Source organism: Candidatus Eisenbacteria bacterium, from assembly GCA_013140805.1.
Taxonomy (GTDB): Bacteria; Eisenbacteria; RBG-16-71-46; order RBG-16-71-46; family RBG-16-71-46; genus JABFRW01.
In genome coordinates, this window is sequence record JABFRW010000025.1 from 1 (window position 1) to 12,885 (window position 12,885).

Genomic DNA, 12,885 nt, shown 5'->3' on the forward strand with positions numbered 1-12,885 from the left:
GAGGGAACCATCGTCGGCACGTTCCTCTACATGGCACCGGAACAACTCGAAGGCCGCGAGACCGACGTGCGCAGCGACCTGTGGGCGTTCGGCTGCGTGCTCTACGAGATGCTGACCGGCCGTCGAGCGTTCGAAGGCAAGTCCCAGGCGAGCCTGATCGGATCGATCATGAACTCCGAGCCGGCGCACATCCTCACCTTCGCTCCGCTCACGCCGCCGCAGCTCCAGGCTCTCGTGGGCGCGTGTCTCACCAAGGATCCCGACGAACGCATTCAGACCGCACACGACGTAAAGCTGCAGCTCGGGTGGATCTCGCAGGCGGGATCTCAGGTCAGCGGAGTGGCTCCGTCGCTGCCCGCGCGGCGGGGCGTCAAGCGGGAGACTTTCGCGTGGGCGATCGCCGGCCTCGCGCTCGCGAGTGCCATGCTCTGCTTCTTTCTCTGGCGTCCGTCCAGCGATCGCGGACCTGCCGGGCAACCGCTGCGGTTCATCGTTCCGGTGCCACCCGGCGTCGTGACGCTCGGCATGCCGCGCGTCTCCGCCGACGGCCGCGCGATCGCGTTCTCGGCCCTCGACACGCTCAACCGCACCATGATCTGGGTTCGACCGCTCAGTGCACTGACGGCCAATCCACTCCCGGGCACCGAGGGTGCCAGGTCGCCGTTCTGGTCGCCCGACGGTAAGTTCCTGGGCTTCATTGCCAACGGCAAGCTCAAGAAGATCGCGGTCAATGGCGGGCCGGCCACCGTGATCTGCGATGCGCCGAGCGGAGCGGACGGCACGTGGGGAAAGAACGGGGACATTCTGTTCGACGGCGGTGGCCTTGATCCGATTCTGCGGGTCAGAGCGTCGGGCGGCATCGCGGCCGCCGCCATCCGAGGAGACAGCACGCAACAGGTAGGGTGGCCGGCGTTCCTGCCCGACGGCCGGCACTTCTTCTACACCAACATTCGATTCAACTCTCAGCCCGAGCTGATGCTCGGCACACTGGGCGATTCGACGGGTGAGGCGCTCGGCATTACGGCGTCGCGCGTCGAGTATTCGCCGGACGGCTACCTGGTGTTTGCGCGCGATCGCACGCTGCTGGCACAGCGATTCAACGCCGGCCGCCGCAAGCTCGAAGGCGAGCCGTTCCCGGTCGCCGAGGACCTGCCGGTGGGCGGCAACGCCAGCGCCAACTTCACGGTGTCGCGCAATGGCGTCCTGGTCTATCGGGCGACCGGCGACTCGCGGGGTCGGCTGGTGTGGTTCGACCGCACCGGGCGGGAACTGGCCGAGATCGCTCCGGCCGCGGACTACCGCTCGCCCGCGCTCTCCCCCGACGGGCGGCGGATTGCGATCCGCCGCACCGACGCAGGGAACCTGGACTTGTGGATGATCGAGCCCGGGCGCGGGACCTCGACTCGCTTTACGTTCGATCCGGGACAGGACGGGAATCCCGTCTGGTCGCCTGACGGTTCGCGCATCGCGTGGACCGCGGGTTCCGGCGACGCGAGCGTGATCCATATCAAGTCCGCGAGCGGGCTCGGCGAAATTCAGAAGCTATCCGCCGGAGGGTCGGTCGGGGCGATCCTCGACTGGTTCAAGGACGATGACCGACTGCTCTACCAGGTCGTCAACACCGCCACCAGCTTCGACATGTACACGATCGCCATTCGCGATGGCGCCACGCCCGAGCCGCTCATTCAGACTCCGTTCATCGAGGGGCGCGGCCGCCTTTCGCCCGACGGCCGCTGGCTCGCCTATGAGTCGTGGGAATCGGGACGCGCCGAAGTGTTCGTGATGTCGCTCAAGGGTGCGGCCGGAAAGTGGCAAGTCTCCGTGCGCGGAGGTTCCGAGCCGTGCTGGAGTCGCGACGGTCGCGAACTGTTCTTTCTATCCGGCGATCAGCAGCTCATGGCCATGCCGGTCGGCGCGGGCGACAGCTTCCAACCGGCCACTCCGCAGGCGCTGTTCCGAGTGGTCACCGAGCCCGGCACTCGCCGCAACGTGTACGACGTGTCGGCCGACGGCCGGTTCGTGTTCGTGATCCCGGCCAACGAGCAGTCCACGCCGATGACCGTGGTGGTGAACTGGCGCGGCCGCGAGGATCAGCGCTGAGGCCGGGAGCTCTTGCGCTTCCCTTCGATCGCGGCTTTGGCCTTGGGTTCGCGTGACCGCTCGAGGGTGACGTAGTCGCTCTCCCAAGCGTGCGGCGAGAACGCGACGGTTTCGGTCATGCTTGTCTTTCTCCCTGAATGTCCTGATCAAGCGTCATCCCGACCCAGTTGGTCGGCTCGACGTCGGCGAAGACTTGCCCGACGACCGCGCCCGAGTGCTCGGCGACCCTCACCACGCTGTTGGGATTCGAGATCTGAGAGACGAGGAAGCGCCCGAGGTGTTCCTCGTCGGATGGGGTTGCAGGTCGGATCGTGATCATGGCGAGAGGCTCGACCCTTTCGCTCATAACGCCATACCGACTGCCAGCGATCACCCGTCCACTTCGGCACGTCCGATTCCCGCCGACGCGAATCCGCTGGTCGTCAGGGTGCCGATCGTGCCGGCGAATCCCGCTCCGCCGGTCGGCGGGCCCGCGATCTCCCACTTCATCTTCTCGTACGCCAGGCGAGCAAAGCTCCGGAACCGCGCGCTGGGTGCACCGAAGTCGGCCACACTGCCGACGGATCGGCCGAATGAGTCGGTCATTCCATCGAGCTTCGAGTAGCGCCGGCCCACGAACACGCTCACCGGAACCTGTGGTACGCGATACGAGAGCGTGTAGCCCTCGATGTTTCCCGAGCCCTCGAACGCGGAGCCGTTCGAGAACTGGAGCTGAACGAAATTGCCGGTGGTGAACACACCGAAGCTCTCGATCTCGCCATCGCTCCGAAAGCGCGCGGTGCGCTTGCCGACCGTGCCTTCGAGGGAGACGCCCCAGCGCGAGTAGGCGAGCGCGAACTCTCCGCTGTACAGCTCGAGCGTGTTCGACTCGCTGTCGGTCGCGAAGTTCGTCTGCTCCACAGTTCCGGGAACCTGCTTGGCCGGGCCGGTCTCGAGGTCTTTGAGGTCGAAGAAACGCGCCTGGACCCCTCCGCTCAAGCCGCTCTTGTCGTTCCAACGCCAGCCGAAAGACGCGCGGGGGACGTGCGCCTCGTGGTCGACGCCATCGGCGCCGCGAAGCGACGAGTCGACGGGAATCGTGCCGGAGTCGTCGAGCGTCAGGGTGACCCGCCGGTCCTGGACAGCGTCTGCAGGAACATGGGCTCCAGGGCGCCGAACCAGTGGCTGCCCGGCCTCGACGGTTCGACCCTCGGCTCGGCGGCCGCGGAAAGGCTCAGCGCGAACATCAAGGAGACGACGAGTGCGAGCAGCGACGCGCAAGTTCTCATGGGATTCCGTTCACGGTGAGGACCTGGGGGAGCAGCACCCGGGCAACCTAACGCAAGCCAGCGCGAGTGCCGAACAGCGCGACCCACGTTCGGGCGGAAGCCGGCGGGCCGCCGCTGGACTCCCCCATGACCACGATTCATGATCCGCGCCGTGACCGACTCCCGAGACCTCCCCACGGCCGGCGTGACTCCCGAACCTCTGACCTCGAACGCCCAGAGCGATAGCGAAACCCGTCTCGCCGGCATCATCGGCTCGGCGATGGACGCGATCATCACGATCGACGACGACCAGCGTGTCGTAGTCTTCAACGCCGCGGCCGAGCGGACCTTCGGCATTCCGGTCGCCGAAGCGCTCGGACAGTCGCTCGAGCGCTTCATTCCCGAACGGTTCCGCACCGCTCATCGAGGTCACGTCCAGGAGTTCGATCGCACCAACGTCACCAAGCGGGCGATGGGGCGTCTCAGCTCGCTGTTCGGCCTGCGCTCGAACGGCGAGGAGTTTCCGATCGAAGCCTCGATCTCGCAGGTCGAGATCCGCGGCAAGAAGCTGCTGACCGTGATCCTGCGCGACATCACCGAGAAGCGGCGCGCCGAGATGCAGCTCCTGCGCGCACAGCGGCTCGAGAGCGTCGGCACCCTGGCTGGAGGACTGGCGCACGATCTCAACAATATTCTCGCCCCCATCATGATGTCCGTGCGTCTGCTCGAGCGGAAACTCGCCGGAGACCCCGAGGGGCTCGAGTACGTGGTCATGCTGGGTCAGCTCGCCGATCGGGGCGCGAGCATCGTTCGACAGGTGCTGTCATTCGCGCGCGGTGTCGAGGGCGATCGAGTGCCGACGCAGCTCGGACACATCATCCGCGAGGTCGCCGATGTCCTGCGCGAGACGCTCCCCCGCAGCATCGCGGTGCGTAGCGAGCTGGCGAACGACTTGTGGATCGCGCGCGCGGACTCCACGCATATTCACCAGGTGCTCATGAACCTGGCGGTCAACGGACGCGACTCCATGCCGTCGGGCGGCACGCTCACGTTCGTGGCCCAGAACGTCACACTGGATGCCCACTTCGCGCAGATGCACCCGGATGCCACGCCGGGCAAGTATGTGTCGATTGCGGTGACCGACACCGGATCCGGCATCGCGCCGGAACACCTGGATCGGATCTTCGACCCGTTCTTCACCACCAAGTCCCATGGCGAGGGCACCGGCCTCGGTCTCTCGACGACGCTTGGCATCATTCGGACGCACGAAGGGTTCATCAACGTCTACAGCGAGATCGGCCAGGGCACGCGCTTCACCATCTACCTTCCCGCCTACCCGCTGGAACCTGGTGCCGACGTGCCCGCGGACAAGTCCGAACTCATGGCGCGACTCCCCGCCGGACACGGTGAGCTGATCATGGTGGTCGACGACGAGGCGAGCATCCGGGAGATGACCGGACGAACGCTGACGGAGTTCGGCTACAAGGTCCTGTCCGCGAGCGACGGCACCGAAGCGGTCTCGCTGCTCGCCCAGCATCAGGGACAGATCGCCGCGGTGGTGCTCGACATGATGATGCCCTTCATGGACGGCATCGCGACGGCCCGGGCCCTGAGACACATGGCTCCCAATCTGCGATTGATCGGCAGCAGCGGCCTCGCCGAGAAACGCCGACTCGCCGAGGCCGAAGATGCCGGGCTGGTGGGATTCCTTCCCAAGCCCTACACCGCCGACGACTTGCTGCAGGCATTGGCGGAGGCACTGAAGGAGCGGTGATCGATCGTCAGAAGGAGACGACGGCTTCGATCACGGCTCCTTCGAACTTCGCCCTGCTGCGGATGTCGGTGAGCGGGAAGTCCTCGAACTTCTGCTGAACGTACTCGGCCTTGGCGAGGAGGTTCTGCGTTAGGAACCAGCCGGCGCCCACCTGCGTGCGGGTGACGGTCACTTCTGGCGTGATCCCCTGGAATTTGCCGGTGGCCACGTTGTAGCGGCCGGCAACATAGATCTGGTTATTGAGAAAGCGGTACACCGCTTCGCCGGCGTAGTGATCCCAGGTGCGTTCCGCGGTTTCGGTCGCCGAGCGGCCCTTGGCCTGCTCGAGATTGCCGAACAGCTCGAGCCCGCGGTACTTGATGAACGGGTTCACGACGAACGCCTGTACTTTCTTTCCGAACCCCGGGCGCACGTCACCGGACCACGCTTGCGCGGCCTCGGTGGCATTCGGGTTCTCGACCACGTAGTAGTAGCGAGATCCCGCGCGACTGCCGGTATAGAGCGTGTTGCTGATCGACTCGGAGGTGTTGTACATCGAGCCGGTCAGACGTACGCGGAGATCCGGAGTGACCTGGTTGTCGTAGCCGAGTTTGGCGATCAGGCTCGGTGAGCGCTGCTCGGGCTTGATGACCTGGCCGCGCACCTCGCCGCCCGTCACCGCCGCCATCGCGAGGAAGCCGTTCGCGCGCGCGTAGACCTCACCGCCGATTTCGGTGGTGAAGGCGTCCATGAGCAGGTTGCCGACGAACGGGTTGAACAGCGCCTGGCCGTTGTCGGTGCGACGGAAGTGCTGGTCGCCGTAGTTGATCTCGAAGTGCCCGAGTCGCAGCGTCACGTACTTCATCAGATTGTCGAGCTTTTCGTTCTCCCACGGCGAGCCGTCGATCAGCAGGTAGCCGTCCTTGACCCAGGTTTCTGAATGATGGCGAGACGACAGATAGCTCGTGAGCGCGACCCGGATTCCGCGGGCGAGCTGCGCATCCATGAAGAGATTCGCGTCCGCGTTGTTGAATCCCTTGCCGATCCCGATCAAGGAGTTGAGATCGACACCGCTCACGATGTTCGGAGTCGCCTCGTTCTCGTGCTCGAGCGATTGGAACTGCTGCGTGAAGGCGGCACCCCACTGCAGAGCGAAGCCGTCGTAGCGGACGCCCTCCTGTTTCGGCGCCTCGAAGTGATTGAGGCTCCGCGCATCGTGCGGATTGAAGAAGCCGACCCGGACCGGGACTGACTGGGCGCGCTCGGTCGCAGGCGGAGCGCTCGGGTTCTGCGCCGCGCCGACCGCATCGCTGGAATCGGAATCCTGAGCGCTCGCGCGCAACGGCGAGGAGACGAGCAGCGCGGCCAGCAGGATGAACATGGCCTGAGTGCCTAAGCGCCGGTGGATTTCAGCGTGCGAATGCATGGTGGGTCCCTTCCAAGGTTGAGACATGCCTAGGGTTGCCGCGCGGCCAGTGCCGCACGGCTTGCGACCTCTCTTGCGACTTCGGACAGCAGCTGACGAACGGTGCGCTGGAACATGCCGTGGGCGATGAACTCCGGAATCGAGCGGTTTGGACGTGCCTGCACGAGGTAAATGATTTCGACCTCGGCGCCGTGATCGTCGATCCGCCACTCGCCCCGGTAGTGCTCGAAGTCCTTGCGCAGCACGTCCTCGAACACGATGCGCGCAGGCGGCTCCTCATGGACCTTGAGCGTGGTCCGCATGAGTCGCTTGAAGAGCAGCAGGCGCCCCTCCGCAAGCTGCTCGACCAGGACATCGCCGTCGCGCCATCCCACGATCCGGCTCTCGCGCATCGACGAGACGAAGCGATCGATGCTGTCGTAGTCGGTCAGCACGGCCCACGCGATGGCCTGCGAGGCGGTCACGCGGACCCGGCCCTGGACTTCGAGCCCGTTCGGACCGCGGTGGACGCTCGCCGTCGCACGCTCGACCGTGGCGAGGTCATCCGCGCCGGCGGTCGGAGTCGCGAGCGCCACGATCGCCGCGAGCGAGATCATTGCTGGAAGCATGAGGTCGAGCGTCGTGCGGATCATCGCGGTCTCACTTGACGCCGGCCGCGCCGATCACCGCGTCCTTCGATTCGAGCTGGAGATCGAAGGAGACGACGACGAGGTCCGCGGTACGAAGCGTGCCCATCATCATGGTCGGCGGCTTGATGCCGAACGTCGACATGAGCAGTGAAGCGCTGCCACGCAGGTGCACGGTGTCGGACTCGCGAACGAACGTGACCGGCATTTTGAGCTCGCGTTCGACGCCGGCAACGCGGAGCGTGCCCGTGGCGTCGATCGCCAGCTCGCCGGGCCTGGCACCCTCGGCAATCTCGTAGCTCACCATGCGAAAGCGAATCTCGGGGTGCTTCTCGGCAAGCAGCGCCTTGTACATGTTCTTGTCGAGACCGGCCTTGCCCGAGTGCAGTCCGGTGACGGCCACGACGACATCCATCGAAGTGATGCCCTTGGCGCGCAGGAAGCGCTCGATCGCCTCGGCACCGGTCGCGTCGGTCGGCCACTTGGTCTGGTCCTGCTCGAACGAGACCTTCAGCGATGCGGCGGTGCTCTTGTATTCGTGGACGGTCGACTTGCCATCGAGCCACAGCTTGCTGCCGGCCTGGAGCTCGATGCGGCCGGCCCACGCCGTTGAAAAGGACAAGGCGGCGGCAACCGTGATCACGGCGAGCATCGCGAGTCGATTGGAACGCTGCATGACGGACCTCCGAACTTCGGGTCGGACGGAATGTCCGTAACCCTTCGCAGGTCCATAAGCGCAATGGGCGTGCCTGCGCGAATACGGGCTAAGCCCTTGCGGCGCCGTGATCGAATGCGGCTCTGGTTCCGTGGATCCAGACAGAATGACCGCGTGGCCTGCAGTTCTGTCAGGCGATCGCTCGCCGATTCGGAGGCGTGCCTCGGCGAGTCATCGACGCCCGGAGCCGCGTTGAAGCGCGCCTCGGACGGCATCCCGGAGCTCGGAGGGTTCGAGCGGAAGGACCCCGTAGTAGGTGGGCCTGAGCTCCTGAATGCTGCGGCGAGACTCCAGATCCGTCGGACCGCCGATCATGATGATCGGCAGCGTCGGGGCAACCGCGCGCAGCGACGACAGCAGGACCAGGTCGTCGAGGAGACTCTGGACTACGTAGACGAGCACATCCGGCCGCTGGGCGGAGAGCGCCTTCAGCAGGGCATGTCGATCCCGACAGCGCACGACTTCCTGCGCCTTGTCCGTCAGGAGCGAAAGACGGTTGGTGTCGTGCTCGTTCGGGTCGAAGATCAGGATGCGTGACATGCGTAGCCCCTCGCGGATGGGTCCCGAGAGGACTTCTGCAACCCGCATGCCCCGATGGGGACTGCGTCATTTCATGCGAATGAGGCCGCGCGGGTGAGCGGCGCAATGGGTGCTCGCTGCCCGATTGTCAGGCGCGAACCGATTCTGTCAGTTCGTCCGGAGGCGGTTCAGGGCTGGCTCGAGTCGTCCTTCGTCTTGACGCCTTCGAACTCCTTCAGTTTCCGGTAGAGATTGCGCTCGCTGATGCCCAGGATGCTCGCTGCCTTTTGGCGGTGACCCTTGCACTCCTCGACCACCCGCAGAACGTGACGCCGCTCGACCTCCTCGAGCGTGACGAGTCGGCGATCCTCCTCGGTCGAGCGGAACGAGGGCTCGAGGCGAACTCCGAGCGGCAGGTGCGCGGACTCGATCACGCCGGCGTCGCACAGGATCAAGGCACGCTCGATCACGTTTTCGAGTTCGCGCACGTTGCCGGGCCAAGGGTAGCGGCGCAGCACTTCCATGGCCTCGTCCGAAACCCGCACATGGCGCTTGGGAGTGACGCTCGAGTTGCGAATGAAGTGCTCCACCAGAGGCGGCACGTCATCGCCGCGCTCGCGAAGCGGCGGGATCTGCAGCGAGAACACATTGAGCCGATAGTAGAGATCCTCGCGGAACTCGCCCGCCTTCATCATGGCCTCGAGAGCGCGATTGGTGGCGGCGATGAGCCGGACGTCGACGCGAATGTCCGCGGTGCCTCCGACCCGCCGGAACACGCCGGTCTCGAGCACGCGCAGGAGCTTCACTTGAAGCTGCGGTGTGAGTTCCCCGATCTCATCGAGGAACAGCGTGCCCCGATCCGCCACCTCGAACAGGCCGTGCTTGAGGCGCACCGCGCCGGTGTAGGCGCCCTTCTCATGACCGAAGAGTTCGCTCTGGAGCAGATTCTCATGCAGAGAAGCGCAGTCCACGACCACGAACGGCTGGCGCGACCGCTGGCTGCGACGGTGAACGGCCCGCGCGATGAGCTCCTTCCCCACGCCGCTCTCGCCGCGGACCAGCACCGTCGAGTCGGTCTCAGCGACTCGCGAAACGAGGTCGAGCAGCTCGCGCACGCCGGCGCTCCGGCCGATGAAGCCGTCGCTCGGGTGGATGCGCGAGACTTCTCGCTCGAGCGCCGTGTGGCTGCGCTGCAGCGCCTGCTTCTGCACGGCCTTGTCGAGCACCGCTTCGAGCTGCTCGATCTTGAACGGCTTGGTCAGGAAGTCGAGGGCACCGTTCTTCATCGCGCGGATCGCCTCTTCGACCGTGGCGTGGCCGGTGAGCATCACGATCTCGGTCGCCGGGGCGTTCTCTTTGACCTCGGCCAGCAGGTCGAGGCCGCTGCCATCCGGCAACCGCACGTCGAGGAGGATCAGGTCGAAAGTACGCTGGCGAAGGGTCTCGCGTGCCTCGCGCAGGTTGGCCGCGGTCGCGACGCGATAGCCGGCGTGGGCGAGTTCGTGGCCGACCAGCTTTCGAAAGGCTTCTTCGTCGTCGACCAGCAGCAGGGACGTCTCGGACATGGTCACCGTCGCGCTAAGCGAGTGGCTTCGTGAAGCGATCGAACCGCGCGACCGACTTCACGCCTTCGAACTCCAATCCCGCCCGAACCAGCGCCGAATGCGACTCGAACCGAAGTGAAGTTTCTCGGTGACCAGCGCTTCGGAGGGTTGGTAGTAGGTGCCGGTCGGCTTGGGGCCACTGAGGAAGGTCACGTCGACGCGTCCCACCCGGTTGCCGCCGAACTCGACGTAGCACGATCCCGCGCCGACGTAGGCTCCCGGGGACTCGCCGCCGCCGAGCTGCGCGATGATCGCGGCCGCGACGGTCTTGGCCGAACCCTCAGCGAACACGCCCGCCTTCGGAGTCCCGACGCCATTCACATCCCCGATCGCATACACACCCGGGAAGCGCGTTTCAAGCGTCTGCTTGTTCACCGTGATCCAGGTGTCCTCGACGAGACCGGATTCCGCAACCACTTTGGGCACACGGTGAAACGGAACTCCCAGGAACAGCGCGTACGGCATCTCGCTCCCGTCGTCGAGCACCGCGACCTTGCGGGCGGGGTCGAGCGACGTGACGAGGCGCTCGCCAATGAACCGGATCCCACGCTCGGCGAACGCGGCGAGGATCGCGTCCGAGGTTTCGGGCGAGGGCGGTATCGGTCGGCCGAACGGCATGACCAGCGCGATCTCGGTGTCGGCGCGACGGCCGCGCGCGACGAGGTAATCGTGCAGCAACAGCGCAGTCTCGCTCGGGGCGGGCGGACACTTGAAAGTCTTCGAAGTCACGCCGACGATCGCCGGGCCGCGCTCGAAATGCGGCAGCACCTCGCGCAGTCGCTCGGCGCCCTCGACGGTGTAGAACTCGTTACCGCCCTCGACAAGTCCAGGAGTCGCTGCCGGATCCAGATCGGCGCCGAGCGCCACGATCAGGATGTCGGCTTCGAACTCTCCCGCGGAAGTCACGACACGCTTCGCAACCGGGTCGATCGAACGCACCTCGGTCTGAAGGAACCGCACCCCCGGCTTCACGAAGTCTCGGTAGGGGTGGTGCGCGTCGGCGGGAAGCTGGCGTCCGAACATTACGTCGAGCTTCGAGAAGCCGAAAACGAACGAATCGGACTTGTCGACCAGAACGATGTCGACGGTGTCGCCGAATGCCTCCGATAGAATCGTCGTCAGCTCGAGACCGCCGAAGCCCGCTCCCAGCACCACGACGCGTTTGCGCATCGCGGGACAATAGCCGGGATCCCGCGTGGAAGGTAGCGCGTCGCGTCTAGACTCGCGGACTCTCTCGAGTTCAGTTGAGCAGCACGACCCGGCAGGTTCCGTGCATCGCTCCCGCCGCCACGCGCAAGAAGTAGATACCGGCGGGTGCACGGGTACCGGCGCTCGTACGACCATCCCAGGTCACGATGCCGGTGCTGGCCTCCACGCGATCCGCGAGTGTCCGAATGCGAGCGCGCGAGACGTCGTAGATCGCGATCGGGCCCCGCTCAGCATGTGGAGCGACGAGGCGAAACGCGGTCTGCGATGTGAAGGGGCTGGGCCCCGCGAGTTCGATCGACAGCGATCGTGGGCGCGCGAGTTCAAGCTCGACGCCGGTGGCCGTGCCGATGTCCAGCCGTACGGGCCGGCTGGGTTCGACGATCGGGCCGCTGCCCACCAGCGCGTCGTAAGAGCCCGTGTTGGGGTCGCACGCGTCTTGGATGGTCAGCAGCGGCGAAGTGGCACCGCTGATTTGACCGCCATTGCCGAGCGGCACGCGGAGCACGAAAAGACGTACGAGTAGGCGGCGCACTGAAGGGTCTCGATTCCAGTCGTGAAGGAGGAACGCCCTTCAATGGCGTAATCCCCGGGTGCGAGCCGACCGGTCACGTGAATCTCCCCGGCGTCGAGCTGATGATAGGTGACGCCGTAGGGCGCCGACTCCAGCAGGACTTCTCCGGTGCCGGCGATGTCTCGGGGCTCCACCCAAGAATGAAGCTGCTAATCGACGCAGGTCGCAAGTCGGAACCTGAAGCGCGCGAGCGCGCTGTTGAAGTACGCAAAAGGTGCGGTCGGAAACTCCGACTGCGAATCCGTCACGCCGAGGAAGGTCGCGAACGCGTGGTTCTCACGTCCGTCCTCGAGCGGGGTCATCTGACCGTGCGCTCGTGCGGAGCAGATCATCACTCCAACCACGGCGAGCAGCGCTCGAAGCATCCTCATGCGGGCCTCCCGGTAAGTGAGGACGGGAGCCGAAGGGACCCTCCCCGATCGGCAGCTCCAGCCCCCGCACCTGCTTGTGCCAGTCATGGCGCAAATCGCGGGTGGATCGGACCATCGAGCGTCCGCCAAGGTGCAGAACAACCGGGCCGCGCGGTACTTTGCTCTGCCACCCTCGGAGGAACCGTGGACGCCGACGAATTCGCCGCTGCCCTGAAACACGCCGCCCAAGGTGACGCGCTCGCCGCAGACCGCCTCTTTCCACTGGTCTATGAGGCGCTGCGCCAGCAGGCAGCGCGCTATCTGCGCGCGGAACGGGTCGCGCACACGCTGCAGCCGACCGCGCTGGCGCACGAGGCCTACCTGCGCCTGGCCGGACAGCCCGATTCGGCGTGGCAGGACCGCGCGCACTTCCTGGCGGTCGCCGCGCGGGCGATGCGCCGCATCCTGGTGGATCACGCACGCCGAAAGCGCGCCGGCAAGCGCGGAAGTGGTGAGACTCCGGTGGAACTGGACACGGGCGTGGAGCTGGCGGCGAGAGCTGGGCCGGTCGAGTTCGACGATCTCGACCGGGCGCTGGTCGACCTCGCGCGGCTGAGCGAACGACAGGCGCGAGTGGTCGAGCTGCGTTACTTCGGTGGCTTGAGCATCGAGGAGACCGGCGAGGTGCTTGGAGTCTCGCCGATGACCGTGAAGCGCGACTGGGCCACCGCGCGGGCGTGGCTCTACCGGGAGCTCTCCAGCTAG

At 65.9% G+C, this 12,885-nt stretch carries 11 protein-coding genes and 1 pseudogene; 3 read left to right on the forward strand and 9 right to left on the reverse strand.

The features are described 5' to 3' along the window. The coding region (locus tag HOP12_02415; protein ID NOT33004.1) for a protein kinase at positions 1-2,100 on the forward strand (2,100 nt) is incomplete at its 5' end. 115 nt (positions 2,101-2,215) lie between these two features. Here the strand turns inward: HOP12_02415 and HOP12_02420 are convergent. Next, positions 2,216-2,419 carry a hypothetical protein gene (locus HOP12_02420; GenBank protein ID NOT33005.1) on the reverse strand — a complete coding sequence of 68 codons (204 nt, stop codon included), beginning with the start codon at positions 2,417-2,419 and terminating at the stop codon, positions 2,216-2,218. A gap of 50 nt (positions 2,420-2,469) precedes the next feature. Then, the gene (locus HOP12_02425) at positions 2,470-3,078 is read right to left on the reverse strand and encodes a hypothetical protein (GenBank protein ID NOT33006.1); all 609 of its coding nucleotides are present in this window, start codon (positions 3,076-3,078) and stop codon (positions 2,470-2,472) included. 474 nt (positions 3,079-3,552) lie between these two features. On the opposite strand from HOP12_02425, the gene HOP12_02430 reads away from it, so the two are divergent. Further along, positions 3,553-5,121, forward strand: a complete 1,569-nt coding sequence (locus HOP12_02430) for a response regulator (GenBank protein NOT33007.1) — start codon at positions 3,553-3,555, stop codon at positions 5,119-5,121. A gap of 7 nt (positions 5,122-5,128) precedes the next feature. On the opposite strand, the pseudogene HOP12_02435 reads toward HOP12_02430, so the two are convergent. From HOP12_02435 to HOP12_02465, 7 genes and pseudogenes are all read right to left on the reverse strand, one after another. Then, positions 5,129-6,337: pseudogene (locus HOP12_02435) on the reverse strand (hypothetical protein). A 218-nt stretch (positions 6,338-6,555) separates the two neighbouring features. Next, positions 6,556-7,158, reverse strand: coding sequence for a hypothetical protein (locus HOP12_02440; protein NOT33008.1), 603 nt, complete (start codon positions 7,156-7,158; stop codon positions 6,556-6,558). A gap of 7 nt (positions 7,159-7,165) precedes the next feature. Then, complete coding sequence (locus HOP12_02445) at positions 7,166-7,828, reverse strand: YceI family protein (protein NOT33009.1); 663 nt, start codon at positions 7,826-7,828, stop codon at positions 7,166-7,168. A gap of 210 nt (positions 7,829-8,038) precedes the next feature. Further along, the gene (locus tag HOP12_02450) at positions 8,039-8,407 is read right to left on the reverse strand and encodes a hypothetical protein (protein NOT33010.1); all 369 of its coding nucleotides are present in this window, start codon (positions 8,405-8,407) and stop codon (positions 8,039-8,041) included. Positions 8,408-8,574: 167 nt separating this feature from the next. After that, positions 8,575-9,951 carry a sigma-54-dependent Fis family transcriptional regulator gene (locus tag HOP12_02455; protein ID NOT33011.1) on the reverse strand — a complete coding sequence of 459 codons (1,377 nt, stop codon included), beginning with the start codon at positions 9,949-9,951 and terminating at the stop codon, positions 8,575-8,577. Between the two features lie 57 nt (positions 9,952-10,008). Then, the gene (locus HOP12_02460; protein NOT33012.1) at positions 10,009-11,160 is read right to left on the reverse strand and encodes an FAD-dependent oxidoreductase; all 1,152 of its coding nucleotides are present in this window, start codon (positions 11,158-11,160) and stop codon (positions 10,009-10,011) included. Positions 11,161-11,230: 70 nt separating this feature from the next. After that, complete coding sequence (locus tag HOP12_02465) at positions 11,231-11,731, reverse strand: hypothetical protein (protein ID NOT33013.1); 501 nt, start codon at positions 11,729-11,731, stop codon at positions 11,231-11,233. Positions 11,732-11,910: 179 nt separating this feature from the next. Between HOP12_02465 and HOP12_02470 the strand changes: the two genes are divergently transcribed. Beyond that, on the forward strand, positions 11,911-12,885 hold the full coding sequence (locus tag HOP12_02470) for a sigma-70 family RNA polymerase sigma factor (protein NOT33014.1): 975 nt from the start codon (positions 11,911-11,913) through the stop codon (positions 12,883-12,885).

Coding starts and splice junctions, on each gene's coding strand:
- HOP12_02420 (NOT33005.1), bottom strand. CDS start 2,419: ATGATCACGATCCGACCTGCAACCCCATCCGACGAGGAACACCTCGGG.
- HOP12_02440 (NOT33008.1), bottom strand. CDS start 7,158: ATGATCCGCACGACGCTCGACCTCATGCTTCCAGCAATGATCTCGCTC.
- HOP12_02445 (NOT33009.1), bottom strand. CDS start 7,828: ATGCAGCGTTCCAATCGACTCGCGATGCTCGCCGTGATCACGGTTGCC.
- HOP12_02450 (NOT33010.1), bottom strand. CDS start 8,407: ATGTCACGCATCCTGATCTTCGACCCGAACGAGCACGACACCAACCGT.
- HOP12_02455 (NOT33011.1), bottom strand. CDS start 9,951: ATGTCCGAGACGTCCCTGCTGCTGGTCGACGACGAAGAAGCCTTTCGA.
- HOP12_02460 (NOT33012.1), bottom strand. CDS start 11,160: ATGCGCAAACGCGTCGTGGTGCTGGGAGCGGGCTTCGGCGGTCTCGAG.
- HOP12_02470 (NOT33014.1), top strand. CDS start 11,911: ATGAAGCTGCTAATCGACGCAGGTCGCAAGTCGGAACCTGAAGCGCGC.